A 25,996-nucleotide genomic window follows, 5' to 3' on the forward strand; every position below is an offset into this window, starting at 1 on the left:
CCCTCTGTGGGAGCGAGCCCCACAGAGGGCGGTGTGCTTCCTGGCTCAGCGCACAATCTTGTCCACATGAATCCCGAGCTTTTTAAGCCGGTACCAGAAGCTGCGCTCAGAGATTCCGATCAACTGCGCGGCGGCGGCCTGTACGCCGTTGCTCTGTGCCAGGGCTGCCAGAATGTAGGCCTTTTCGACTTCCGCCAACGCGGCATCCAGATCCGGCGGCACGCTGGCGCCCTCGCTGAGAATGGCGCTGGTGCTGGCTGGCGACGAAGCAAACAGATACGCCGGCAGATCATTGTCTTCAATCACCGCCCCCGAGGCGACGATGGTGGCGCGCTCCACACAGTTTTGCAGTTCGCGGATGTTCCCCGGCCATGAGTAATTGGCCATGGCCTGTAACGCCTCAGGGCTGAAACCGGTGATGCGCTTGCCGGCGGCAGCACCCAGCGTATGGGCGAAGTGCCGGGCCAGCGGGGCGATGTCTTCGACCCGTTCGCGCAGGGCCGGCAGGGGAATCGGGAACACATTGAGCCGATAGTAGAGGTCTTCGCGAAACTCCTTGTTGGCCACCGCGTCCAGCAGGTTTTTATTGGTCGCGGCGATGACCCGCACATCGACCTTGCGCTCCCGGGGATCGCCCACGGGCTCGATCACCCGTTCCTGCAAGGCCCGAAGGATTTTCGCCTGCAACGCCAGGGGCATTTCGCCGATTTCATCGAGGAACAGCGTGCCCTTGTCGGCCTGCTGGAACCGTCCGACCCGGTCGGTCACGGCGCCGGTAAAGGCGCCTTTGCGATGGCCGAACATTTCGCTTTCCAGCAAGCCTTCGGGAATGGCCGCGCAGTTCACCGCGACGAAAGGCTTGTCGGCGCGATTGCCGTGCTTGTGGATCGCCCGGGCGACCATTTCCTTGCCGGTGCCGCTTTCGCCGGTCAGAAGGATCGTTGCGTTGCTTTCGCGCACTGAGTCGATCGCATGCAGCACCTGCCGGAAACTCGGGCTGTCACCGACAAGGCTGTCGATCTGCTGGTGTTCATCGAGCTCGGCGCGCATGCGCTGGTTGTCTTTGAGAATGTCGCGAAATTGCAGGGCCTTGCTGACGGTGATGTCCAGTTCGTCGATGTCGAACGGTTTGGCAATGTAGTCGAAGGCCCCGTTGCGCATCGACTGCACGGCGTTTTTCACCGTGCTGTAGGCGGTCATGACGATCACCGGCAGCTGCGGGAAACGGCTTTTGATTTCTGCCAGCAATTGCGGGCCGTCCATACCGGGCATGCGCCAGTCGCTGATCACCAGATCGATGTCTTCGACCTCCAGCACCTTGAGTGCGTGCAGGCCATTGCCCGCGGTGAAGACGTTGATGCCGTTCTGGCTCAACGCCGAGGCGAGCAGGTCGCAGAGTTTGGGCTCGTCATCGACCACCAGTACGTTATGTGTCATCGCTGCCCTCGTCGAAGTCGGCGCCATTGGCCGGAATGTACAGGCTGAATGTGGCCCCGGCATGTTTTTCACTGGCGCACTCGATGCGTCCGTCATGACTTTCCATGATCGAGAAGACCTTCGCCAGACCCAGCCCGGTACCAGAGGCTTTGGTGGTGACGAACGGTGTGAAGATGCGTTCCAGCATGTCCGGCTCGATGCCCTGGCCAGTGTCGCCGATGCTGATCACGGTGTAGGGACCATCGCGGCTGATGCCCAGGGTCAGGTGACCGCCATCGGGCATGGCGTCGATGGCGTTGACGATCAGGTTCAGGCCGGCCTGTTTGAGTTGTCGTGCGTCGGCGTAAACCGTGGCTCCGGGGGCCTGATCGTCGATGCGCACGTCGATGTTGTGGCTGGCCAGTTCCGGTGCGCAGAACCCGGCCAGCTCGTCCACCAGCGGTCGCGCTGATTGCGTCGAACGCATCGGGGCACTGGGCTTGGCAAAATCGAGGAAGTCGGTGATCAGGTCATTGATCCGGCTGACTTCGCTGACCACGTATTCCAGATGCCGCTTGTCGCTCTCGGGCAGATCGGCGCGCCGATGCAGCAGTTGCGTGGCGGTTTTGATGATGCCCAACGGGTTGCGGATTTCATGGGCCAGCCCCATCGCGACTTCGCCCAGCGCATGCAGGCGATCGCGGCGGCGCAGCTGCGATTCCAGGTGCTGCAACTCGCCGAGGCGCTCACTCATGTGGTTGAAGGTGCTGCTCAGTTCCGCCAGTTCGTCACTGCCGGTCACCGGCAAGCGTTGTCGGTAGTCTCCGGCGATTACGGCTTGAACGCCGTGGGACAGACCGCGCAACGGTTTGGTCAGGCGCTGTGAGACCAGCCAGCCGACCGTCAGTGACGCCGCCGAGCTGAGCAGGAAAATCAGGATGAACAGATTGCTTTGATTGACCAGGCCCAACAGGCTGCTATGGCGGAGCAGACCGCTGAAGATCACGCCTTGCAAATCACCGTCTTCATTGAAGATCGGGCGGTAGATGCCGCTGTAGCGACTGGTGAACTGCTCGGTCGGCTGCCGGGTAGCGCGCAGGATCTGTTCGATTTTTTCCGGTACGGCCGACGGGTGATCTTCGAAGCGCTGGGAGGAGAACACTTCGGCGAAGTCATTGGCCTTGGCCAGGTACAAGCGCAGGTCCAGGGAATGCACCTCGGCCACGCTGGTGAGGAAACTGCTGTCCAGGTAAGTGGCCACGACCAGTTTGTACCCGACACCGGCCTGTTCGGTCTCGAAGGTCGAGACCACCGTGCCGGTGGCGATGCCGCCGACTTGCAGGGTTTGCAGGACGGCTTTGGGGGCGATGCTGATTTGCCGGACGATGTCGTCGGAGGCGGTGCTGAACAACACTTTGTGATCGCTGTTGCGCACCAGCGCCACCACATCGATGCCGACGGCGTCGGCGATGTCGGCGGACAGTTTGTCGGTTTGGCTCGACAGTTGATCGATGGGCGGGCGCATGTAACGCAGGAACAGCTGTGCGGCCCGGGCATTGTCCCGCAGGATTTCGCCGATTTCGTCTTCGACGATCTTGGTCGATTCCTGCAGCCAGATTCGTACGTTGCTGTCGAAAATCTGCGACAGGGTGGTGGCTGCGAGTTCGGCGGCGATCATGGTCGGGATCACGCTGACCAGCCAGAAGGCCAGCACCAGTTTGCGTTGCAGGCTCCAGCCGGAAATGGCGAAGGGTCGGGCGTTGGCGGGTTGGTGTTTGGTCATCGGGTTTCGCTTGTCGAAAGCCAGGGCGGGATAAATCGTGAAGCCTGGTGTAATACAGTAGCCGACATTACCCCTCCAGTGGCGAGCCGTCTGCTATCGGGCTCGCCACGGGCTCAGGCCAGTTGCCGATACTCCCCGTGCGGGGGCTGTGGTACGGAATGTTGCTCGATGAAGCGCTGCTGGATGAAGTCCACGCTCAGTTCGATCACCCGGTGGTATTGCAGGTCGACCGTGATCATGTGATAGCAGTCGTCCAGCATGACCTTGATCACCGGCCCGCCGAGCTTGCGTTCGACATAGTCGGCGTTCCAGCGGCTGGTGATGTCGTCCTCCAGGGAGTGCACGACCAACGTGGGTGTGGTGATCGACGGCATGCGTTTTTTCACCACGGCATTGAGTCGGTGCAGTTCGCGCACGGTCACGCCTTCCATGGTCAACAGACCGGCCTGGCTGCTTTCGCCTTCTTTCATCTGGCGTTCGACGATCGCTCGCAGGCGTTCGTTCTTGATGCCATAGGGCGGTTTTTCTTCGAAGCTGCACAGGTGCACGCCGAACGGGATTTTCATCAGCAAGGGCGTGAGGAACGCCAGTTTGTGGATGCTCCAGCCGTCGTAGCGCAGGGTGGTGGAATACAACATCAAGCCTTCGATTTGCCCGGGGTGCTCGGCGGCCAGGTACATCGACAGTACCGCGCCCATCGACAAACCACCGACGAACACGCGCTCGTGCTTGCGCCGTATACCGACGAAAGTGCTGCGAGCGCTTTCATACCAGTCGCGCCAGCCGGTGGCTTGCAGGTCGGCGTTGCCTCCGCAGTGGCCGGCCAGGGTCGGCACGTAGACCGTGTGCCCGGCTTTCGCCAGGCCCATGGCTACCCGACGGAGTTCCGTCGGGGTGCCGGTGAGGCCGTGGATCAACAACACCGCGACCTCGCCATTGCCGATGACAAACCCGGCGCGGCCTTCGCCCATATCGATCGCGTCCGGTGATGCCGTCGTGTTCATCGTTTCATTGCCCGGTGCAGCAGGCGATCGAGCAGGGCAATACCGAGGTCGATTTCCGCGTAGCTGATTTCCAGCGATGGGGCCAGGGTGATGACGTTCTTGTAGTAACCGCCAACATCAAGGATCAAGCCCAGGCGTTTGCCGTCGATTTCGATGTCGCCCTTCATGCCTTCCTCGACCATGAAATCGAGCGTCGCCTTGTCCGGTGTGAAGCCGTCCGGGCCACAGATTTCGCAACGCAGCGCCAGGCCCAGGCCATCGACGTCGCCGATGATCGGGTAGCGTTTCTGCAGGTCTTTCAGGCCTTCAAGGAAGTACTTGCCCTTGTTCATGACCATCGCGCCGTAGTCGACTTCGCTGGTCATCTTGAACATTTCCAGACCCACCGCCGTGCCCAATGGGTTGGAGGCAAAGGTCGAGTGGGTGGAGCCCGGCGGGAAGACTTTAGGGTTGATCAGCTCTTCTTTGGCCCAGATGCCGCCCAGCGGATTGAGACCGTTGGTCAGGGCCTTGCCGAAGACGATCACATCCGGTTTGACGTCGAAGTGCTCGATCGACCACAACTTGCCGGTACGGTAGAAGCCCATCTGGATTTCGTCGACGACCATCAGGATGCCGTGCTGGTCGAGTACCTGCTTGAGTTCGCTGTAGAAGTTCATCGGCGGGATCACGTAGCCGCCGGTGCCCTGGATCGGCTCGACGTAGAACGCGGCGTACTCGCTCTGGCCGACTTTCGGGTCCCAGACGCCGTTGTATTCGGTCTCGAACAAGCGCGCGAATTGCTGCACGCAGTGGCTGCCGTACTCTTCCTTGGTCATGCCTTTGGGGCCACGGAAGTGGTATGGGAACGGGATGAAGTTGGCGCGCTCGCCGAAGTGGCCGTAGCGGCGGCGATAGCGGTAGCTGGAGGTGATCGACGAGGCGCCGAGGGTGCGGCCGTGATAACCGCCTTCGAAGGCGAACATCAGGCTCTTGCCGTTGGTGGCGTTGCGCACGACTTTCAGCGAGTCCTCGATGGACTGCGAGCCGCCGACGTTGAAGTGCACGCGACCGTCGAGGCCGAACTTCTTCTTCGCGTCCACGGCGATCATTTCCGAGAGCTCGATCTTGCCTTTGTGCAGGTATTGGCTGGCGATCTGCGGCAGGGTGTCGATCTGCTGTTTCAGCGCATTGTTCAGGCGCGGGTTGGCGTAACCGAAGTTGACCGCCGAGTACCACATTTGCAGGTCGAGATAGGCCTGGTCACTGGTGTCCCAGACGTAGGAGCCTTCGCAGCGACTGAAAATGCGCGGCGGCTCGATGTAGTGAACGGTGTCGCCGTAGGAGCAGTACTTGGCTTCCTTTTCCAGCAAAATTTGGTCTTCGGCAGTCGCGATTCGAATATCAGACATGGTGGAAAAGTTCCTGTGTTTCTGTGTTGAAAGAGGTGGCGTTGGCGGCGTTTGCATTGGGTAAAAGGGCCAACATTGCCGGTAGTTGCGCGAAGCTGTCGAAGCGCGCAAAGGCGATGCCGTTGCGCTCGCAGTGCTCGGCCAGGCGATCCTTGGCGAACACGAAATCGGCGGTGGAAGCCACGCACATGTCGGACTGACCGTCACCGATCACCAGCACACGCTTGGCCTTGGGCGTGGATTTGCATTTGCAGTTGCCGGCAGCGGCGCGGCACGCATCGTTGGCGTACGGGAAGTCGATGCGCCAGCTGTCGTGATCGACCTGACGCAAGCGGTTGGCGAGGATCGGCAGGAGGCTGACGTAATTGCGCGCGAGGATGCGCGCGATGCCTTGTTCGATGCCGTCGCTGACCACTTCCAGGGACGCGCCGAGGCCGATGACGTGGTCGACGAAGTCAGGAAAGTCCTGGTCGATTTCGATGCTGTCGAAGAAGTCGAGCAGTTCGGTCGGGGTGGCCTTGACCAGCGCGAGCTGGCGGCTGAGGCATTCACGGGAGCCGATGTTGCCTGTCAGCCACTCCTCTTCGATCGCTTCCCAGCTCGGGTCGGCGAATCGTTGGAGGATGCTGTCGATCACGTCGGTGCGGGTGATGGTCCCGTCGAAATCACACACGATATGCCAGTCAATCATCTGTTGTACCTATTAAGCGTTTCGCGCTGTTTGCGCTTGCCAACGGGGTACAGCAGAGACCGTGCCAATTGTGTCCGGCCCAGCAAGACTGGGGTTCTGGCCCGTGTTCGAGAAGACGAAGCTACAATTTTTGTAGGTCGCTACAAACAACATGAGTGCTTGCCTGATGGCGTCAATTCAGGGATTGATGCGCGCATGTACCGTATAAGGAATTACCTCATGTCGAGGATTACCGTTGCGCTCTTTACCGCGCTGACCTGTCTTTCCATCAACGCCAACGCCGATAGCCTCACGGGTGAAGCCGGGCTGGGCCTGGGCTATCAACCCCATGACCCGACCGGCAGTCGATACGAAACCAAGCCGATACCGTACCTCGATCTGGACTGGGGCGATGTCAGTCTCAGCACTGATGACGGGTTGACCTGGAGTGCGTTCAAGGCCAACGGATTCAGTGCCGGGCCCTTTGCGAACTACCTGCCGGGTCGAACCGCGAACGGGACGTTGCGCGGCCTGCGCGATGTGCCGGATATGGCCGAGGTGGGCGGGTTCGTGCAGTACGCCCCGGCTGATTTCTGGCGGGTGTTTGCGTCAGTCGGCCAGGCAGTGGGCGGCGGCAGCGGGCAGGGTGGGGTGCTGGGGCGGGTCGGTGGCGAGGTGGGTTATCCGCTGGGCGGCGGGGTGATCGGCAGCACGAACCTGACGGCGCACTTCGCCGATGCCCGACAAACCCAGACCTACTTCGGCGTCAGCAGCGATGAGTCACAGGCTTCGGGGATTCGTCGCTACAACGCCGGCGGCGGGTTGCAGAACGTGGCGCTGACCCAGAGCTTCGAGTTTCCCCTGGCCGCGCATTGGTCGCTGCTGACCAGCGCGAGCTGGATTCATCTGACGGGTTCGGCGGCGGACAGCAGCATTGTCAAGGCCGTTGGCGATACCAATCAGGGTGAAGCGCAGGTGGCGATAGCCTACAAGTTCAAATGAGATTGTGTGGCGAGGGAGCTCGCTCCCTCGCCACAAAAGTTGCGGTGTCTTCAGGTTTGCTCACCCTCGGCCAGCAACGCCACCCCACCCATGATCACCGCCACCCCGACCCAGTGCAGCACACTGATCTGCTCTCCCAATCCCAGCCACGATCCCAGCAGTACCCCGACAAACACCAGTGAACTCAGGGGAAACGCCAGGGAGAGACTGCTGCGTCGCAGGATCAGCATCCAGACGAAGAACGCCCCGATGTAGCAGCCGATCGCCACCCACACCCCGGGATTGTCTGCCACGGCCAACAGCCAATGCAGGGTGAAATCCATCTGCCCGAGTTGATCGCCGCCGACTTTGCTGGCGATCTGGCCGGCGCTTTCGAAGCTGATCAGCAATGCCCAGAGAACGAGGGTGCCGAGCCGTTCGTGCAGCCAGTCAGTCTTGCTGCCGATCATCGATTGACCCTCATCCATGGCCGACACACACGAGCATCACGCCCGCCGAAATCACCAGCGTACCCAGCCAGCGACGGCGACTGACGGTTTCACCGAGGACCAGCTTGCTCGCCAGCACCACGCCGCAGTAGGCCAGCGCCGCTGCCGGAAACAGCAGGCTCAGCGGTGCCCGGGACAGGGCTTCGAGCCAGACCAGAAACTCGACCACAAAGGCGCCGATCCCGCACCACAGCAGCGGCGCGTTGAATACCTGGCCCCAGAACGCATTGAGGCGAAAGCCGCCTTCGAGCTCCGGCAATCGGTCCAGGCCGAGCTTGAAGCAGAGCTGGCCAATGACGTCCATCACAATGGAACACGCCACCAGCATGATCACGGTGAAAGTCATGGGTGTGGTGCCTTTCGGTTTGCAATAACGATGTTCACTGTCAGGATTCACCCTTTAGCGGACGCCCTCCGAAGGTTCAACCGGCATGCAGGCCGGGCGAGAGGGCTTTTGGGGGTAAATGCAAGGGATGGGCCAAACCCGGGACAAATTCTGTGGGAGCGAGCAGGCTCGCTCCCACAAAGGGGGTGTCAGGTGTGCAGGCGAACCCAGAGGGAGACAAGCACAGTCGCCGCCATCAACCAGGCCACTGCGGCTACCGCGAGAGAAGCTTCCAGGCGCATCCGGTCCACCATCACGTAGAGCGTGGCCAGGTAGACGAAGTATGGAATGATCGACCACATGCCAAACAGGATGGTGGTCTTCAGGTCTTCCAGGGAGCGGCCCTTGCCGACGATGTAATGGGCGATCAGGGCAAAGGTGGGAAACAGCGGCACCAGGCCGGCGATGTAATAGTTTTTGGTCCTGGCCAATGCGGCGAGGATCAGCACCACCGCCGCGCCCAGTGTTGCCTTGAGCATCAGATCCATCAGTGACTCAGCCCGTACTTCTTCACTTTGTCGAACAAGGTGGTCTTGGCCATGCCCAGTTCCTGGCTGGCCTGGGTCAGGTTGCCACCGCTGCGTTGCAAGGCGTCGCCGAGCAGGTTGCGTTCGAAGGCTTCCACCGCTTCGGCAAAGGCCAGGCCCTGATTGCCGGCGCTGGCACCGGGTTTCTTGAAGGCTGGCAGACCCAGGGCAAAGCGCTCGGCGACGTTGCGCAGTTCGCGCACGTTGCCCGGCCAGTCGTGGCTCATCAGGTTGGACAGGGTCTGGTTATCCAGTTCCGGCGCGGCACGGTCAAAGCGCAGGGACGACTGCTGCAGAAAATGCTCGAACAATTGCAGGATGTCTTCGCGACGTTCGCGCAACGGTGGCAGTTCCAGGGTGACCACGTTGAGGCGGTAATACAGGTCGCTGCGAAATTCCCCGGCCTTGCTCGACTCGACGAGGTCGGACTTGGTCGCGGCAATCACCCGGCAATCGACCGCCACGCTCTGGTTCGAACCGAGTCGCTCGAGGGTACGCTCCTGCAACACCCGCAGCAGTTTGATCTGTAAGGGCAGGGGCATGCTTTCCACTTCATCGAGGAACAGCGTGCCGCCGTCGGCGTGCTCGATCTTGCCGATGCGCCGCTTGCCCGCGCCGGTGAAGGCGTTGGCTTCATGGCCGAAAATTTCGCTTTCGAAGAGGTTTTCCGGCAGGCCGCCGCAGTTCAAGGCGACGAACTGTTTACTGTGTCGGCGGCTGAAATCATGCAGGCAACGGGCAACCAGTTCCTTGCCGGTGCCGGTTTCGCCTTCGATCAGCACGTTGGCTGAGGTATCGGCGACGTTGGCGATCAACTCGCGCAGATTCTGCATGGCCGGCGAGCGACCGATGATGCGCCCTTCGAGGGAATCGCGTTCGGCCAATTGCCGACGCAGAGACGTCACCTCACGCGCCAGGCTGCGTTGTTCCAGGGCGCGGCGGGCCACGTCCACCAGACGCTCCGGGGAAAAGGGTTTTTCCATGAAGTCGTAGGCGCCTTTCTGCATCGCGCCGACGGCCATCGAGATGTCGCCATGACCGGTGATCAGCACCACCGGAAGGCTGCGGTCGCGGGCCTTGAGCCGGTTCAACAGTTCCAGTCCATCGATACCCGGCAGGCGAATGTCGCTGATGACGATGCCGGCAAAATTGTCGCCGACCCGCTCCAGGGCTTCTTCGGCGCTGCCGACGCCGATACAGGGAATGTCTTCCAGGCTCAGCGCCTGCTGGCAGCCGAGCAGCACATGGGGGTCGTCTTCGACAATCAGCACACTAAGGTCGTTGTTCATATTGGCTCGGCAGGTGTGGGGCTTACCAACGGTAAACTGAGGACGAAAGCGGTACCACCGCTGGCGGGGTGTTCGACGCCCAGGTGCCCGCCAGTGGCGGCGGCCAGGCTCGCGGAAAGCGTCAGGCCCAGGCCCAGCCCTTGTTCGCCGGGTTTGGTGGTGAAGAAGGGTTCGAACAGGTGCTTGCGCGCTTCGGCATCGATACCGTGGCCGTTGTCCCTGACGCGCAGTCGATACTTGCCCTCGAACACTTCACCTTCGAGCCACAGCTCGGGCTGCGGCTGCGCCTGCATGGCATCGAGGGCGTTGCCCATCAGGTTGACCAGAATCTGCTCCAGGCGCGTCTGGTCGATCTGCAGTTGTACGTCGTCGAAATGGTGGTGCACCTGCAGATGGGCATTTTCCACCCGGCCGCCGAGCAGTTGCAAGGCAGCTTCCACGGCTTTGCCGAGGCCAGCCTGGCCCTTGTCGTCACCGCGTCGGGCGAAGGAGCGCAGGCTGGCGGTGATCCGGCCCATTCGGTCGATCAGCTCGTTGATGGTCTTGAGGTTGGTGCTGGCCACGTCCAGTTGACCGCGCTCCAGAAAGCGTACGGTGTTGCCGGACAGGGTGCGCAGCGCCGCCAGCGGCTGGTTCAGTTCGTGGGCGATGCTGGTGGACATCTGGCCGATGGCGGCGAGTTTTCCGGCCTGCACCAGTTCATCCTGGGCGCGGCGCAAGGTCTCTTCGGCTTGACGTCTTTCGCGGATCTGGCCCTTGAGCCGTTCATTGCTGGCGCGCAGGTCGACGGTGCGTTCGGTAATCCGACGCTCCAGTTGATTGTTGGCTTCCTGCAAGGCCTCGCGGGCGGCGAGGCGCGTGGAAATCACCTTGCGCCGTTCGTTCCAGGCGATCAGCAGGAACGCCACGAGGGCGAAGGCCACCGCCACCAGAACGCCCTGATTGATCGCTTCTCGGCGCAAATCCTGCAGCGGCGTGAGCAGGGTGAAATTCCATGGGGTATCGCTTAATGGCCGGGTCTGCGCCAGATAGCTGATGTTTTCTTTATCGGAGTCCAGCTCGCTGTTGGCGGGAAAGGTCAGTTTTTCCACGCCTTCGGACAGGGTTTCCCGGGCCAGGGGTTGCAGTTCGTTCAACGGGAACCAGTAGTACTGCAGGCTGCGGGCCAGTTTTTCCTTGGTCTCGTCGCTCAGCGGCACCACGGATTTGAGTCGCCGCGCCGGGTCGCTGGACAGAATGATGATGCCGTTCTCGTCACTGACAAAGGCTTCCAGGCGCGCCCGCTGCCAGCGCTCTTCCATGGCTTCGAGGCGAACCTTGACCACGGCCACGCCGATGATCTTGCCGTGTTCTTCCAGGCCGTGGGCCAGGTAATAACCGGGTTCGCCGTTGGTGCTGCCGATGCCGTAGAAACGTCCCGGCTGGCCGCGCACGGCATTCTGGAAATAGGCACGGAAGGACAGGTCTTCACCCAGGTAGCTGTCGACATCGCGCCAGTTGCTGGTGGCCATGACGCGACCGGTGGTGTCCATCACATAGATGGCCCGACTGCGGCTGCGCCGGTTCAGGCCTTCAAGGTAATCATTGACCGTTTGCCGGTGCTCCGGGGTCGGGTCGGCCAGCAACTGCGAGACACTGGATTCGAGTTCCAGCAGGCTGGGCAGGTAGGTGTATTTGCTGATTTCGCTCTCGACGGCACGGGCGTGCAGTTCCAGCTGACGCTGGCCGTTCTCGCTCAGGCTGCGAATGCCGTAGTGCTCACTGAGCCAGAAGCCGACATAACCCAATCCGATCATCAGCGCGATGATCAGCGGCGGCAGGAACAAATGACGAATCAGACGGGGTTTCACGGCGAGTGATGGCGGCGGGGCGCGATAGGGATTGGGGTCGCATTTCATCACAGATGCCTTGGGTCAACCAGCGCTTGCCTGACTACTGGAGGAACGAGCCTGCTCGCGATGGTCGTCAACGATGACGCGTTCATTCTGAATGGACGCGGTGTCTTTGAATTCATCGCGAGCAGGCTCGCTCCTGCAGGGAGGGCGAGCGTGTGCTTTAGTGCTGCAGAATCTTGTTCAGGAAGTGCTGGGTACGCTCGGCACGGTGGTTGATGTCGCCGAAGAACTCTTCTTTCTTGCAGTCTTCGATGATCTTGCCGGCGTCCATGAAAATCACCCGGTCGGCAACTTTACGGGCGAAGCCCATTTCGTGGGTCACGCACATCATGGTCATGCCTTCGTGGGCCAGTTGCACCATCACGTCGAGCACTTCGTTGACCATTTCCGGGTCCAGCGCCGAGGTCGGTTCGTCGAACAGCATGACGATCGGGTCCATCGCCAGCGCCCGGGCAATCGCCACGCGCTGCTGCTGACCACCGGACAGTTGGCCGGGGTGCTTGTGGGCATGGGCCGAAAGTCCGACGCGCTCAAGCAGTTGCAGGCCTTTCTTGGTGGCTTCTTCCTTGCTGCGGCCCAATACCTTGATCTGCGCAATGGTCAGGTTTTCGGTGATGGTCAGGTGCGGGAACAGCTCGAAGTGCTGGAATACCATGCCCACACGGGAGCGCAGTTTCGGCAGGTTGGTCTTCGGGTCGGCGATGGACGTGCCATCGACCACGATGTCACCCTTCTGGAACGGTTCCAGGGCGTTGACGCATTTGATCAGGGTTGATTTGCCCGAGCCGGACGGCCCGCAGACCACGATCACTTCGCCTTTTTTGACCTCGGTGCTGCAGTCAGTCAGTACCTGGAAGTCGCCATACCACTTGTTGACATTCTTGATAGAGATCATACGGCAAACCTTTTTTGCAGACGCTTGACCAGCTGCGAGGCGGCAAAGCTGATGATGAAGTACACGAGACCTGCGAAGATCAGGAACTCATTGGAACGGCCAATGATGTCGCCACTGGCGCGCGAGGCATTGAGGAAGTCCACCAGGCCCACCGCATACACCAGCGACGTGTCCTGGAACAGGATGATGCTCTGTTGCAGCAACAGCGGGGTCATCTTGCGGAATGCCTGGGGCAGGATGATCAGGCGCATCATCTGGCCATAGGTCATGCCCAGCGCCTGGGCTGCTCCCATCTGGCCCTTGGGGATCGACTGCACGCCGGCCCGGACGATTTCGCAGAAGTAGGCCGCTTCGAACATCATGAAGGCCACGATGCACGAGGCGAACGCGCCGATCGGGGTGTCTTCGCCGGTGATCCAGCGCAGCACGAATGGCACCGCCAGGTAGAACCAGGTGATGACCAGCAGCAGCGGGATCGAGCGGAAGTAGTTGACGTAGGCACCGGCCAGGTTCGACAGCAGTTTGCTGTGGGACAGACGGCACAGCGCCAGGAGGGTGCCGAGGATGATCCCGCCGATGACGCCCAGCGCCATCAGTTGCAGGGTCATGATCATGCCGTTCCACAAGCCCGGCAGGGACGGGATGATGCCCGAGAAGTCGAGTTCCATTATTTACCCCCCGCGGAGATCAGGCCTGGTACGGCGACTTTCTTCTCGACCAGACGCATCAGCAACATCAGGCTCATGTTCAGGGTGAAGTAAATGAGCGTTGCCAGGGTGAAGGCTTCGAACAGGTTGGCGGAGAATTCGGCGGTCTGTTTGGTCTGCGCCAGCAGCTCCATCAGGCCGATCAGCGAAGCCACGGAGGTGTTCTTGAAGACGTTCAGGAATTCCGAGGTGAGCGGCGGAATGATGATCCGGTAAGCCTGCGGCAGCAGCACGTTCCAGTAGATCTGCGGCAGCTTGAAGCCCATGGCGCGGGCCGCGGATTCCTGGCCTTTGGGCAGGGCCTGGATACCGGTGCGCACTTGTTCGCAGACGCGAGCGGTGGTGAACAGGCCCAGGCAGACGACAACGCTGAGGAAGGCCGAGGTCGTCGGGTTCAGATCCTGCTTGTACCAGTCTTGCAGGTTCTGTGGCAGCAGGTCCGGCACCAGGAAGTACCAGATGAACAGCTGAACCAGCAGCGGCACGTTACGGAAAAGCTCGACGTAGCAGGTGGCGATGCCCGATACGATGCGATTCGGCACGGTGCGCATGACGCCCAGAATCGAGCCCAGTGTCAGGGCGATGATCCAGGCCACGATGGCGATGGCGATGGTCCAGCCCAGACCGGCGATGTACCAGTCGAGATAGGTCTCGCTGCCCACGCCGGTGGACTTGAAGAACACGCCCCAGTCCCAGTTGTAATTCATTAGGGTCTCCCCTCGGATTCGATCGATGTACAAGTACCCGCCTGGGGAAAGCTCCGTTCCCGCCCGATCCGGTGACCACAGGGGTCAGTTCGATCAGGCACACGCGATCGGCTCGACAGCCACCGGTTCGAGTGCTTCCAGAAATGCCAGCAGGGAATGACAATCTCCGGAAAGGGCCGAGGCCCTCCCAGGAGATAAGGTTAGTCAGAAATCAGGATTTCTTGTCGTCAGCCGCTTTGTCGGTCGGGTTGGCGATCAGGGCCTTGAGCTCGTCGCTCATCGGGAAGTTCAGGTTCAGGCCTTTAGGCGGGATGGGCTGCATGAACCATTTGTCGTAGATCTTGTTGATCTCGCCCGAAGCGTAGGTGGCCTTGATGGCGTCATCCACGGCTTTCTTGAACGGCTCGTCGCCCTTACGCACCATGCAGCCGTAGATTTCGTAGGACTGTGGCGTGCCGGTCACGGCCCAGTCATCCGCCTTCTTGGCTTTGGCGGCCTCACCGGCCAGCAGCGCGTCGTCCATCATGAACGCGACGGCACGGCCCGATTCCAGCATCTGGAAGGATTCGCCGTGGTCTTTGGCGGAGATGACGTTCATGCCCATTTGCTTGTCGGCGTTCATCGACTTGAGGATGCGCTCGGACGTGGTACCGGCGGTGGTCACGACGTTCTTGCCTTTGAGGTCGTCGAAGTCCTTGTACGCAGAGCCTTTCTTGGTCAGCAGACGGGTACCGATTTCGAAGATGCCAACGGAGAAGTCAACTTGCTGCTGACGCTCGACGTTGTTGGTGGTGGAACCGCACTCCAGGTCCACGGTGCCGTTCTGCACCAGCGGGATACGGGTTTGCGAAGTGACCAGGTTGTATTTGACTTGCAGGTTAGGCAGGTCCAGGTCTTTTTTGATGGCTTCGACGATTTTCAGCTGAATATCGTGGGAGTAGCCGACCGGTTTGCCGGAAGCGTCTGCAATGTAGGAAAACGGAATGGAAGCGTCACGATGCCCGAGGGTGATCACACCGGACTCTTTGATCTTCTTCAGGGTGCCGGTGAGTTCGGCGGCGAAAACTGGCGTGCTGATCAGAGCGGCAGCAATGGCTGCGCCCAGGATATGGGGAACGATGCGCATCAAATTTTCCTCGACATTGTTTTTTTTATGGAGCCAGTTCATCGGCCCTTTTTGTGCTGCGGATGCCTGAGCTCCTGAAGTGTTGGCACCGCAGGCATTCGTCGAGGAAGTGTAGAGCATGACTCATGCCAGGCCAGGCTGAACGAGTCAAGCTATTGATTTATAAGGAAATTAAATTGTCTGGCCGGGTTTTTAAGCGCTGAATAATCCGGTTAACCGAACTGACCGGCAGGTCGCGTTCGGAAAACCGAATGGTGAGAGGGCGCAACCGGTAATCAGGTGTATTTGCGCTTGTCCGGCGCTGGCGGGAAGTACTGGTACAACCAGGTTTCACTCAATGTACGGTCATGGGTGCGGATGAACAGGCGCAGTTCCACGGGATCCACGCTGTCGTTGGTCGGGTACCAGTCGAACGTGATGCGGTAGCCCTTGATGTCATCGAGCACCAGCACGTTGAAGTCCTTGACCTGGCCATTCGAGCAGGTCACCACCGGCTCGATGCCCGCGCCTTCCGGCAAGCGGTCCAGACCACCTCCGGTGAAGTCCACCGCGAAACGCCGGGCCCAAACCTCCGGGTAATGCTCGCCCGGTGCCCAGCCCTCGGTGAAACCACCCATGCCCGAACGCGTTGCGTTGACCCGCGCCAGCGGTGTGCCCACGGGCGGCAGGGCGCTCCAGTAGAGCTTGTAGCCGTAGTTCAGTGAATCACCGGGCGCCACCGGTTTTTTCGGGGTCCAGAACGCAACGATGTTGTCGAGGGTCTCGCCGGTCGTAGGGATTTCCAGCAGATCGACGGAGCCTTCGCCCCAGGCGGTGGTCGGTTCGACCCACAGGCTCGGGCGCCGGCTGTACCAGTCGACGGTGTCCTGATAGCTGGCGAACTCGTGATCGGTCTGCACCAGGCCGAAACCTTTCGGGTCCTTGTCGGCGAAGGCATTGAATTGCAGGGTGGCCGGGTTGTTCAGCGGACGGCAGATCCACTCGCCGTTGCCGCGCCACATCGCCAGGCGATCGGAGTCGTGGATCTGCGGGTGAATGGTGTCGCACATCCGGCGTTCGTGGGTGCCGCAGCTGAACATGCTGGTCATCGGCGCAATGCCCAGTTGTTCGATGGCGGTACGTGCGTTGACGTGGGCATCGACTTCCATCACCACGCGCTCGGCCTGGCAGTCGATGTCAAAGCGGTAGGCACCGGTGGCGCTCGGCGAGTCGAGCAGGGCATAGACCACGAAACGGGTGCTGTCCTTGTCCGGCGTCTCGAACCAGAACTTGGTGAAGTCGGGAAACTCTTCACGCTTTTTGGCGTAGGTATCGATCGCCAGGCCGCGGGCCGACAAGCCGTATTGGCCAGTGGCGTCCACCGCGCGGAAGTAACTGGCACCGAGAAACGACACCACGTCGTGCTTGTCCAGCTCCGGCGCCTTGAACAGCTTGAACCCGGAGAAACCCAGATCGCCGGTCAGTTGTTTGGTGTCGACCGTGGTGTTCTCGTAGTTGAACAGCGACGGGCGGAAATGCACTTCACGGGCCATGCGGGTCTTCGGATCGACGCTGTACATGCGCACCGGCTGCTTGAATCCCATGCCGACGTGGAAAAACTGCACATCCAGCTGACCGTTCAATTCATTCCACAGCGAATGATTGCCGTCGTAGCGGATCGCGTTGAAATTCTGCGGGGTCATGGTCGCCAGGGTCGGTGGCAACACTTGCTTGGTGTCCTGATAGCGATTGCTGGCCAGTTGCTTGGCCTGCACTTTCAGCGACTCGAAATCGAAGGCCTGGGCTTCACCATCGGCAGCCCCGGTGGCAGCCCAGGCGCGGGCGGCGAGCAGGCCGGTGGCCGACAAACCGGTGTAGGCAGCGATGGCCATGGAGGCTTTGAGCAAATTCCTGCGGTGCATAAATACAACCTGTCGTGAACAATCCCGCGCCGTTCCTGGCACGTGCTGGATCAGAAATAGGGGTTCGGACATGCCTTCGGCCAAACGCAACGGACTTTAAACAGATGCCGAATAGCTTAAACCGTTCGATGGCAGAGCAAAATTGATTGATGGCACGACGCTAGCGCGGCAATGAAACAAGACGTGTCGGTAAAGATTTCCGACAGTGACGTCTGATTTAGAGGGCATTTCTGCTTTTTTCGACTAATTACTCTAAAAAACGCTTTTCAGCGTCCCGATACTTTCTATTCTGTGGGCATGACCGGTTTATGCCCTTCGGGCCGGTGCGATTCAGTCGGCACAAGAAGGCTGCTGAAAAGGGGTAGGGCGATGCGGTTTTTGAAGTTTTCTATGACGTAGAGAAGGACATCGTCCATGTCGAAAGTACAAGGCATCACCGAAATACTGGGAATCTTTCCGTGCCTGGGCAGCGGGCGGCGAAGGCGCCGATTGAATTCCGAAGAAATGAAACTGGTGGAGCGCTATCGCGAATTGTCGGAGAGCGACCGGATTGCGATGAGGTATCTGGTGGATGCGATGCGCAGTATTTCGAGGTTTTAGGTAAGAGAATCAAAAGGGCGGACGATGAAGTTCGCCCTTTTGCCAATCGAATCGATTCAGCGGGTGCCGGCTATTGGGAACGGTCGTTGCGTTTGCATCAACTCAGGCATGTCCCGCCACTTGATCCAGGCGTGATGTTGGTAATGCAGCAAAGGCACCGAGATGCTTGCCCAATTCAAGGCGCTCAGGCTTGGCAGGTTTTCTGGTGACGTGATCTGCGCATTGTTCGACTCCATATTGAAAAAGAGCCGCCACTAATCCTTCGACAGATTGGGGTGGCGGACCGTGCGGCGTTCGAAGTCGGAACATTCTCGATCAACATGGAAGCTGAGAGGCCCGCGCCACACGGCCCGCCATAACACGAAACTGAAAGGCAAAAAAATGCCCCAGCTTGTATGGGGGCGCGGATGCGCCATGTTGATATGTTCCGGCTTCGACTCCGGGTCGCTGATTGTGCAGCGACGGGACAAAGCCTATCGGTCAGGCGCTCGCGGCGCCAAGTCTACTCTGGCGACGCGTGATGTAGGAATCGCGGGTTTTTTCGGAAGGTCGCATCTGTAGGTTTTTTCTGTGCGGGCATCTGCAGAAGTGACATGCCTGTAACAGCAAAACCGCCTCCAAGGGCGGTTTTTTGTCCATCGAAACGCTCATCCAGCCACAACCGCTTTAGCCACTCGAACCCCACCCGCATCACTGCGGGCAGGGTCTTCGATCAAGGGGCAAATACCGTTACCGGCTCACCTTCCAGGCATCCCCGGCAGGCGCGGTACCGTGGTCGTACGGCTTGGCGATCCACATGTACAGCAGGCCCAGGCCAATGACGATGGCGGTGCTCAGGACCATGGCGTAGTTGATGTACCACGCAGCGTCCGGGGTACGTGGCCAGGCCATGTTGACGATGGCGCCCAGGCCATAGGCCAGTGCTCCGATGTTCACCAGCCAGCCCCAGGCACCGAGGGTGAATTTGCCGCTCGGTTTCCAGCCTTTGAGTCGGGCAAACAGCGCGGCGAGCACGATCATCTGGAACGCCAGGTAGATGCCGATGGCGGCGAAGCTGACGATGGTGGCCACGGCATCCTGCAGGAAGAAGCCGAGAATGATGATGAGGGCCGGCAGGACACCGGACACGAACAGCGCAGAAACCGGAACTTGAGTCGTAGGAGAAATCTTCTTCAGCAGTCGGCTGCCGATCACCATCTCATCACGCGCGTAGGAATACAGCAGTCGGCTCGCCGCCGCTTGCAGGCTGATGACGCAGGAGATGAAGGAAATCATGACCACGCCCATCACCACTTTCGAACCCACCGGGCCGAAGGCGTTGTTGAGGATGGTGGTGACCGGGTCCTTGTCGGTACCGTTGATCACTGCTTGCACGTCCGGCACGGCGAGGATCAGCGCCAGGCAGGCGAACATCGCCGCGATGCCGCCGATGTAGATCGTCATGCGCATGGCTACCGGGATTTTTGCGCTCGGGTTCGGCGTTTCTTCGGCGACGTCGCCGCAGGCCTCGAAGCCGTAGTACAGGAACATCCCTGCCAGCGAGGCGGTGAGGAAGGCCGGCAGGTACGAGCCGTCGACGCTGATGTCGAAGGTGTTGAGCAGCACGCTGAGCGGCTGATGACGTTCGAAAACCAACAGGTAGACACCGACGATCACCGCGCCGATCAGCTCGCAGAGGAAGCCGAACATGGCAATGCGCGCCAGCACTTTGGTGCCGCTGAGGTTGATCAGCGTGGCGAACAGTGTGAGGAACAGGGCGATGACGATGTTGGTGTTGTTGTTCGGTTCAAAACCCATCATGGCGGCGAGGTAAGGACCTGCACCCACGGCAACGGCAGCGATGGTCACGCACAGGGCGATGGAGTAGATCCAGCCGACCATCCACGCCCAGCGTTTGCCCACCAAGCGACGGGCCCATGGGTACACCCCACCGGAAATCGGGAACTGCGACACCACTTCGCCGAAGATCAGGCACACCAGCAGTTGGCCGCAACCGACCAGCAGGTAAGCCCAGAACATCGGTGGCCCGCCAGCAGCGAGGCACAGGCCGAAGAGGGTATAAACCCCTACGACCGGGGACAGATAAGTGAAGCCCAGGGCGAAGTTTTCCCACAGGCTCATGCTGCGATTGAAATTGGACGTATAACCCAGTTTACGTAGCTGCTCGGCGTCGCTATCGACAACGCCGGCAGAGAGTTCGGGTGTTGCACTCATAGTGGTTGCTCCGGAAAATCGGCAGATTTCGGATGTCCGAAACCGTGGCAGAGCCTTGGCGGCGCTGCCCGGATCGGTGGTTATTGTTTTGGCTTCTTTGGTTGGAACCTGGTGGTGCGTACTGCCGGTTTCTGCCTTGAAACCGAGGTGACACCATCGCTGGCAAGCCAGCTCCCACAGGGATTGCGGAGATCATGTGGGAGCTGGCTTGCCAGCGATGCTTTTGTTTTTTAATGCTTGAACATCACATGCCGCACGACGGTGTAATCCTCCAGGCCATACATGGACATGTCCTTGCCGTAGCCGGAGAGTTTCTGACCGCCGTGAGGCATTTCACTGACCAGCATGAAGTGGGTGTTCACCCAGGTGCAGCCGTACTGCAAGCGCGCCGACAGGCGATGGGCACGACCGACGTCGGCGGTCCACACCGACGAGGCCAGGCCGTAGTCCGAATCGTTGGCCCAGCCCAATACCTGCGCTTCATCGGTGAATTTGGTCACCGACACCACCGGCCCGAACACTTCGCGACGGACGATTTCGTCGTCCTGCTGGGCATCGGCCAGCACCGTCGGTTCGAAGAAGAAACCGTTGCCTTCCACCGCTTTGCCGCCGGTGATCAACCGGATGTGCGGTTGCGCCACGGCGCGCTCGACGAACCCGGCCACGCGGTCGCGATGTTGCGCGGTGATCAGTGGGCCGAGCTCGGTCGACGGGTCGTCCTGCAAGCCGTACTTGATGCTGCTGACGGCCGCGCCGAGTTTCTCGACGAACTTGTCGTAGATGCCTTCCTGCGCGTAGATGCGGCAGGCAGCAGTGCAGTCCTGCCCGGCGTTGTAGAAGCCGAAGGTACGAATGCCTTCCACGGCGGCGTCGATATCGGCGTCGTCGAAGATGATCACCGGGGCCTTGCCGCCCAGTTCCATGTGCATGCGTTTGACGCTGTCGGCGGTGCTGGAAATGATGTTCGAACCGGTGGCGATCGAACCGGTCAGCGACACCATGCGCACTTTCGGATGGGTGACCAGCGGGCTACCCACGGTAGGGCCACGGCCGAACACCAGATTGAGCACGCCGGCCGGGAAAATTTCCGACGCCAGTTGTGCCAGGCGCAGTGCGGTCAGCGGCGTTTGTTCCGACGGCTTGAGCACCACGGTATTACCGGCGGCGAGGGCCGGGGCGATTTTCCAGGCGACCATCATCAGCGGGTAGTTCCACGGCGCGATGGAGGCAATCACGCCCACCGGGTCGCGGCGGATCATCGAGGTGTGGCCCGGCAGGTATTCACCCCCGGCCGAACCGCTCATGCAGCGGCTGGCACCGGCGAAGAAACGGAACACGTCGGCAATCGCCGGGATCTCGTCGTTCAGTGCTGCGCTGTAGGGTTTGCCGCAGTTGTCCGATTCCAGTTTGGCCAGCTCTTCGCCATGGGCTTCGATGGCGTCGGCCAGTTTGAGCAGCAGCAGCGAGCGTTCTTTCGGCGGGGTGTGTGACCAGCTGTCAAACGCGGCATCGGCGGCGCGCACGGCAGCATCGACCTGGACTTCGCTGGCTTCGTTGATTTCCACCAGCACGCGGCCCAGCGCCGGGTTGAACACGGGTTGGGCAGGGCCTTCGCCATTGACGAGCTGGCCGTTGATCAAGAGTTGGGTTTGCATGTTCTTCTCCTCTTCGAATCCATTGTTTTGTTCTGTGGAACCCGGCTCCCACAGGAGCCGGTTTCCACATCGGGAATTGGGTTTCGGTTATTTGCCGCCACTGCCCGCAACGCTTTCACCGCCACGGGTCAGGTAATAAGCGCCGAGGATCGGCAGCATGGTCACCATCATCACCAGCATCGCGACGACGTTGGTTACCGGCACGTCCCGTGGGCGGCTCAGCTGATTGAGCAGCCACAGCGGCAGGGTGCGTTCATGACCGGCGGTGAAGGTGGTCACGATGATTTCGTCGAACGACAGCGCGAAAGCGAGCATGCCGCCGGCCAGCAGCGCCGAGCCGAGGTTCGGCAGGACGATGTAGCGGAAGGTCTGCCAGCCGTCGGCGCCGAGGTCCATCGAGGCCTCGATCAAACTGTGCGAGGTGCGGCGCAAGCGGGCGATGACGTTGTTGTAGACGATCACCACACAGAAGGTCGCGTGACCGACGATGATGGTGAACATTCCCGGCTCGATGCCCAGCGTCTTGAAGGTCGCCAGCAGCGCGATACCGGTGATGATCCCTGGCAGGGCGATCGGCAGGATCAGCATCAGCGAGATGCCTTGCTTGCCGAAGAAGTCCCGGCGGTACAGCGCCGCCGATGCCAGCGTGCCAAGGACCAGGGCGATCAGCGTGGCAATCGAGGCAATCTGCAGCGACAGCTTGATCGCTTCCAGCACGTCAGGCCGCGAGAACGCTACGCCTATCCACTTCAGGGTGAAGCCCTTGGGCGGAAAGCTGAACGCCGCGTCTTCGGTGTTGAAGGCGTACATGAAGATGATCAGGATCGGGAAGTGCAAGAACACCAACCCGCCCCAGGCCGCGATTTTCAGACCGATTGAAGCCTTTTCAGAGTGCATCGAAGGCCCCCAGGCGTTTGACGATGGACAGGTAAATGGCGATCAGCACGATCGGCACCAGGGTGAAGGCAGCGGCCATCGGCATGTTGCCGATCGCGCCTTGTTGGGCGTACACCATGCTGCCGACGAAGTAACCCGGCGGACCGATCAGTTGCGGCACGATGAAGTCGCCGAGGGTCAGCGAGAACGTGAAGATCGAACCGGCGGCAATGCCCGGAATCGACAGCGGCAGAATCACTTGCATGAACGTCTGGCGTGGTTTGGCGCCGAGGTCGGCGGACGCTTGCAATAACGACGGCGGCAGGCGTTCCAGCGAAGCCTGGATCGGCAGGATCATGAACGGCAGCCAGATATAGACAAACACCATGAAGCGCCCCAGGTGCGAAGTCGACAAGGTGCTGCCGCCCACGCCGGGAATCCCCAGCACCAACTGCAACAGCGGTTCCAGGCCCAGGTGCTGCACGAACCACTGCGCCACGCCGCCCTTGGCCAGCAGCAAGGTCCAGGCATAGGCCTTGACGATGTAACTGGCCCACATCGGCATCATCACCGCGATGTAGAAAAACGCCTTGGTCTTGCCAGTGGTGTAGCGCGCCATGTAGTAGGCGATCGGAAACGCAACGATGGCGCTGGCGATCGAGACCACGATGGCCATGCTCAGGGTGCGCAGGATGATGTCGAAGTTCGATGGCTGGAACAGCGCGGCGAAGTTCGCCAGGGTCAGTTCCGGCGTGACCGCCATGGTGAAGTCATCGAAAGTGTAGAAACCCTGCCACAACAAGGTCAGCAACGAGCCCAGGTAGATCGCGCCGAACCACAGCAGCGGCGGCACCAGCAATAGCGACAGGTACAGGTTTGGCCGGCGATACAGCAGATTGGAAAACCTGTGCAACGGCGAGCCGCCCGACCGGGTTTGAGAGAGTGCCACGGTGTTCATGTCACACCCCGCCTGCAACGGTGTCGAACAGCGGCACCATGGCTTCGCGAGCCCAGCGTGCGCTGATGCGTTGCCCGGTCTGGTGCTGGGCGCTGACATCCAGCCACTGGTTGTTGGCCTGGCTGATGTTCAGGGTCTGGCCGTTTTCCAGCTTCAGTTCATAGCGGGTGGCACTGCCCTGGTACTGGATGTCGTACAGCAAGCCGCTGACTTCAATTTCGTGTGCGGCCAGCGGGCCTTCGGCGAAACGCACGTGTTCCGGGCGAATCGAAAACGGCTGTGGATTGCCGCTCAGCTGTTTCGCCAGGTCGCCGCGAATCACGTTGGAGGTGCCGACGAATTCGGCGACAAAGGTGGTCGCCGGTTTCATGTAGAGATTGCGCGGGCTGTCGACTTGTTCGATGCGTCCCTTATTGAACACGGCCACGCGATCGGACATGGACAGCGCTTCGGTCTGGTCGTGGGTGACGAAGATGAAGGTAATGCCGAGCTGGCGTTGCAGCTTCTTCAGCTCGCCCTGCATTTGCTCGCGCAGTTTCAGGTCCAGCGCGCCGAGGGGTTCGTCGAGCAGCAGCACGCGCGGACGATTGACCAGGGCGCGGGCCAGGGCCACGCGTTGGCGCTGGCCGCCGGAGAGTTGCACCGGCTTGCGCTCCCCGTAACCGCCGAGGGCGACCATGTCGAGGGCTTCTTCGGCGCGTTTGAGGCGTTCGGTCTTGCCGACGCCTTTGACTTTCAGGCCGTAGGCGACGTTGTCGAGAACGTTCATGTGCGGAAACAGCGCGTAATCCTGGAACACGGTGTTCACGTCGCGCTGGTACGGCGGAAGCCCGGCGGCTTCCTCGCCATGAATCCGGATAGAGCCCGCGCTCGGTTGTTCGAAACCGGCGATCAGGCGCAAACAGGTGGTTTTGCCCGAGCCGGAAGGCCCCAGCATGGAGAAAAACTCGCCGTCCTGGATGTCGATGGAAACCCGGTCAACGGCTTTCACTTCGCCGAACTGACGGGAAACGTTGGTGAACTGGACTGCAAGCGTCATGGTGCGGTGCTCCAAAAAGGCGAGGGCCGTCGCAGCGGCCCTGCCTGGACTTCTGAATAAACGAGTAACGGTCAACTACAGCCGGCTGCCTTGCTCGGCAGTGGCAACAGAGGTAATCAACTGTGGGAGCTGGCTTGCCAGCGATGGCGTCAGCACAGTCAATAGGGTGTTGCCTGACACTCCGCCATCGCGGGCAAGCCCGCTCCCACAGGGATCTACTTCACTTCAAGAATTAGCGGCCGCCCATGATCGCAATGTAGTCCTGGGTCCAGCGGCTGTACGGCACGAATTTGCCGCCTTCAGCTTGCGGGGTTTTCCAGAAGGCGATCTTGTCAAACTGGTCGAAACCGTTGGTTTTGCAGCCTTCGGCGCCGAGCAGTTCGCTCTCCTTGCACGCCGCCGGCACCGCTGGCAGCGAGCCGAACCATGCCGCCACGTCACCCTGGACTTTCGGTTGCAGCGACCAGTCCATCCACTTGTAGGCGCAGTTCGGGTGCTGGGCATCGACGTGCATCATGGTGGTGTCGGCCCAGCCCGTGGAACCTTCCTTCGGAATGACCGAGGCCACTGGCTGCTTGTCCGCCACCAGGCCGTTGACCATGTAGCCCCAGCTACTGGAGGCCACCACGCCTTCGTTTTTGACGTCGCTCATCTGCACGGTCGCATCATGCCAATAGCGGTGGATCAACGGCTGTTGCTTGCGGAGCAGGGCCAGCGCCGCTTTGTATTGCTCTTCGTTCAGCTCGTAGGGGTTCTTGATGCCCAGTTCCGGCTTGGTCGCCTTGAGGTACAGCGCCGCATCGGCGATGTAGATCGGGCCGTCGTAAGCCTGCACGCGACCTTTGTTGGACTTGCCATCCGGCAGGGTCTGTTCCTCGAACACCACGCCCCAGCTGTCAGGTGCGGTCTTGAACACGTTGGTGTTGTACATCAATACGTTCGGACCCCACTGATACGGGGTGCCGTAGGTCTGTTTATTGACGACGTACCACGGTCCGTCCTTGAGGCGCGGGTCGATGTTTTTCCAGTTCGGGATCAGCGAGGTGTTGATCGGCTGCACACGCTTGCCGACGATCAGGCGCAGGGAGGCGTCGCCGGAGGCTGTCACCAGGTCGTAACCACCCTTGGCCATCAGGCTGACCATCTCGTCGGAGGTCGCGGCGGTTTTTACATTGACCTTGCAGCCGGTTTCCTTCTCGAAACCCGTGACCCAATCGTAGGCCTTGTCGCTTTCGCCCCGTTCGATGTAGCCAGGCCAAGCCACAATATCCAGTTGGCCTTCGCCCGCCCCGACAGCTTTCAGCGGCTCGGCGGCCTGGACACTGGCACTGGCCAGCAGCGCGGTGGTGATTGCACTGAGCAGTGCGGTCTTGTGCACGAACATGGGAATTCCCTCTTCTTCAAATTATGGTCGGGGCAGTTTTTGAACGGGGTGAAGCATGCCGTTAGCGGCTTGTTATTAGCGTAG

General features: G+C 60.6%; 23 protein-coding genes and 1 pseudogene. 2 read left to right on the plus strand and 22 right to left on the minus strand.

Going from position 1 to position 25,996, the window contains the following annotated elements; all coding sequences use genetic code 11:
• Positions 1-45: 45 nt before the first annotated feature.
• The 5 genes from F7R06_RS22770 to F7R06_RS22790 all read right to left on the minus strand — a co-directional run bounded on the left by F7R06_RS22770 (position 46) and on the right by F7R06_RS22790 (position 6,285).
• Positions 46-1,437, minus strand: coding sequence for a sigma-54-dependent transcriptional regulator (locus F7R06_RS22770; RefSeq protein WP_090316725.1), 1,392 nt, complete (start codon positions 1,435-1,437; stop codon positions 46-48).
• A complete protein-coding gene (locus tag F7R06_RS22775) occupies positions 1,427-3,199 on the minus strand; it encodes a sensor histidine kinase (RefSeq protein ID WP_090316728.1) in 1,773 nt (590 codons plus the stop codon). The genes F7R06_RS22770 and F7R06_RS22775 overlap by 11 nt, the downstream gene beginning before the upstream one ends.
• Positions 3,200-3,312: 113 nt before the next feature.
• On the minus strand, positions 3,313-4,203 hold the full coding sequence (locus F7R06_RS22780) for an alpha/beta hydrolase (protein WP_090316731.1): 891 nt from the start codon (positions 4,201-4,203) through the stop codon (positions 3,313-3,315).
• A complete protein-coding gene (locus tag F7R06_RS22785; protein ID WP_090316734.1) occupies positions 4,200-5,594 on the minus strand; it encodes an aspartate aminotransferase family protein in 1,395 nt (464 codons plus the stop codon). The genes F7R06_RS22780 and F7R06_RS22785 overlap by 4 nt, the downstream gene beginning before the upstream one ends.
• On the minus strand, positions 5,587-6,285 hold the full coding sequence (locus F7R06_RS22790; RefSeq protein ID WP_090316738.1) for an MtnX-like HAD-IB family phosphatase: 699 nt from the start codon (positions 6,283-6,285) through the stop codon (positions 5,587-5,589). Before F7R06_RS22790 ends, F7R06_RS22785 begins: the two co-directional genes overlap by 8 nt.
• A 219-nt stretch (positions 6,286-6,504) precedes the next feature.
• Between F7R06_RS22790 and F7R06_RS22795 the strand changes: the two genes are divergently transcribed.
• A complete protein-coding gene (locus F7R06_RS22795; RefSeq protein WP_090316740.1) occupies positions 6,505-7,266 on the plus strand; it encodes a MipA/OmpV family protein in 762 nt (253 codons plus the stop codon).
• A 50-nt stretch (positions 7,267-7,316) separates the two neighbouring features.
• Here the strand turns inward: F7R06_RS22795 and F7R06_RS22800 are convergent, their stop codons facing one another.
• The 10 genes from F7R06_RS22800 to F7R06_RS22845 form a co-directional block, all read right to left on the minus strand.
• The gene (locus F7R06_RS22800; protein WP_090316743.1) at positions 7,317-7,715 is read right to left on the minus strand and encodes a DMT family transporter; all 399 of its coding nucleotides are present in this window, start codon (positions 7,713-7,715) and stop codon (positions 7,317-7,319) included.
• Between the two features lie 10 nt (positions 7,716-7,725).
• Positions 7,726-8,100, minus strand: coding sequence for a DMT family transporter (locus tag F7R06_RS22805; protein ID WP_090316746.1), 375 nt, complete (start codon positions 8,098-8,100; stop codon positions 7,726-7,728).
• A 188-nt stretch (positions 8,101-8,288) separates the two neighbouring features.
• A complete protein-coding gene (locus F7R06_RS22810) occupies positions 8,289-8,618 on the minus strand; it encodes a GlpM family protein (RefSeq protein ID WP_162493925.1) in 330 nt (109 codons plus the stop codon).
• Positions 8,619-8,626: 8 nt separating this feature from the next.
• Positions 8,627-9,955: a two-component response regulator AauR gene (gene aauR, locus F7R06_RS22815; protein WP_090316751.1), complete on the minus strand. Its 1,329-nt coding sequence runs from the start codon at positions 9,953-9,955 to the stop codon at positions 8,627-8,629.
• Positions 9,952-11,853 (minus strand): two-component sensor histidine kinase AauS, encoded by a 1,902-nt coding sequence (gene aauS, locus F7R06_RS22820; RefSeq protein ID WP_090316755.1) that lies wholly within the window; start codon positions 11,851-11,853, stop codon positions 9,952-9,954. The genes aauR and aauS overlap by 4 nt, the downstream gene beginning before the upstream one ends.
• A gap of 157 nt (positions 11,854-12,010) precedes the next feature.
• Positions 12,011-12,745, minus strand: coding sequence for an amino acid ABC transporter ATP-binding protein (locus F7R06_RS22825; protein WP_090316758.1), 735 nt, complete (start codon positions 12,743-12,745; stop codon positions 12,011-12,013).
• Positions 12,742-13,413 (minus strand): amino acid ABC transporter permease, encoded by a 672-nt coding sequence (locus F7R06_RS22830; RefSeq protein WP_090316762.1) that lies wholly within the window; start codon positions 13,411-13,413, stop codon positions 12,742-12,744. Before F7R06_RS22830 ends, F7R06_RS22825 begins: the two co-directional genes overlap by 4 nt.
• The gene (locus F7R06_RS22835) at positions 13,413-14,159 is read right to left on the minus strand and encodes an amino acid ABC transporter permease (RefSeq protein ID WP_090316765.1); all 747 of its coding nucleotides are present in this window, start codon (positions 14,157-14,159) and stop codon (positions 13,413-13,415) included. The genes F7R06_RS22830 and F7R06_RS22835 overlap by 1 nt, the downstream gene beginning before the upstream one ends.
• Before the next feature lie 211 nt (positions 14,160-14,370).
• Positions 14,371-15,285, minus strand: coding sequence for a glutamate/aspartate ABC transporter substrate-binding protein (locus F7R06_RS22840; RefSeq protein WP_090318333.1), 915 nt, complete (start codon positions 15,283-15,285; stop codon positions 14,371-14,373).
• A gap of 275 nt (positions 15,286-15,560) precedes the next feature.
• Complete coding sequence (locus F7R06_RS22845; protein WP_090316771.1) at positions 15,561-17,186, minus strand: glucan biosynthesis protein D; 1,626 nt, start codon at positions 17,184-17,186, stop codon at positions 15,561-15,563.
• Between the two features lie 414 nt (positions 17,187-17,600).
• Between F7R06_RS22845 and F7R06_RS22850 the strand changes: the two genes are divergently transcribed.
• A complete protein-coding gene (locus F7R06_RS22850) occupies positions 17,601-17,786 on the plus strand; it encodes a hypothetical protein (RefSeq protein WP_090316775.1) in 186 nt (61 codons plus the stop codon).
• A 56-nt stretch (positions 17,787-17,842) separates the two neighbouring features.
• Here F7R06_RS22850 and F7R06_RS31140 read toward each other — a convergent pair.
• The 7 genes and pseudogenes from F7R06_RS31140 to ydcS all read right to left on the minus strand — a co-directional run.
• A pseudogene (locus F7R06_RS31140) lies at positions 17,843-17,989 on the minus strand (phage antirepressor protein); the annotation flags it as partial.
• A gap of 526 nt (positions 17,990-18,515) precedes the next feature.
• Positions 18,516-20,000, minus strand: a complete 1,485-nt coding sequence (locus F7R06_RS22860; protein ID WP_090316778.1) for an APC family permease — start codon at positions 19,998-20,000, stop codon at positions 18,516-18,518.
• A gap of 230 nt (positions 20,001-20,230) precedes the next feature.
• Positions 20,231-21,655, minus strand: coding sequence for a gamma-aminobutyraldehyde dehydrogenase (locus F7R06_RS22865; protein WP_090316780.1), 1,425 nt, complete (start codon positions 21,653-21,655; stop codon positions 20,231-20,233).
• A gap of 87 nt (positions 21,656-21,742) precedes the next feature.
• Positions 21,743-22,552: an ABC transporter permease gene (locus F7R06_RS22870; RefSeq protein WP_090316783.1), complete on the minus strand. Its 810-nt coding sequence runs from the start codon at positions 22,550-22,552 to the stop codon at positions 21,743-21,745.
• Positions 22,542-23,489 (minus strand): ABC transporter permease, encoded by a 948-nt coding sequence (locus tag F7R06_RS22875; RefSeq protein WP_090316786.1) that lies wholly within the window; start codon positions 23,487-23,489, stop codon positions 22,542-22,544. Before F7R06_RS22875 ends, F7R06_RS22870 begins: the two co-directional genes overlap by 11 nt.
• 1 nt (position 23,490) lies before the next feature.
• Positions 23,491-24,528, minus strand: a complete 1,038-nt coding sequence (locus tag F7R06_RS22880; protein ID WP_090316789.1) for an ABC transporter ATP-binding protein — start codon at positions 24,526-24,528, stop codon at positions 23,491-23,493.
• Between the two features lie 232 nt (positions 24,529-24,760).
• Entirely contained in the window at positions 24,761-25,912 is a 1,152-nt protein-coding gene (gene ydcS / locus F7R06_RS22885) for a putative ABC transporter substrate-binding protein YdcS (protein ID WP_090316792.1), read from the minus strand.
• Positions 25,913-25,996 lie beyond the last annotated feature (84 nt).

This window comes from Pseudomonas moorei (assembly GCF_008801475.1).
GTDB lineage: Bacteria > Pseudomonadota > Gammaproteobacteria > Pseudomonadales > Pseudomonadaceae > Aquipseudomonas > Aquipseudomonas moorei.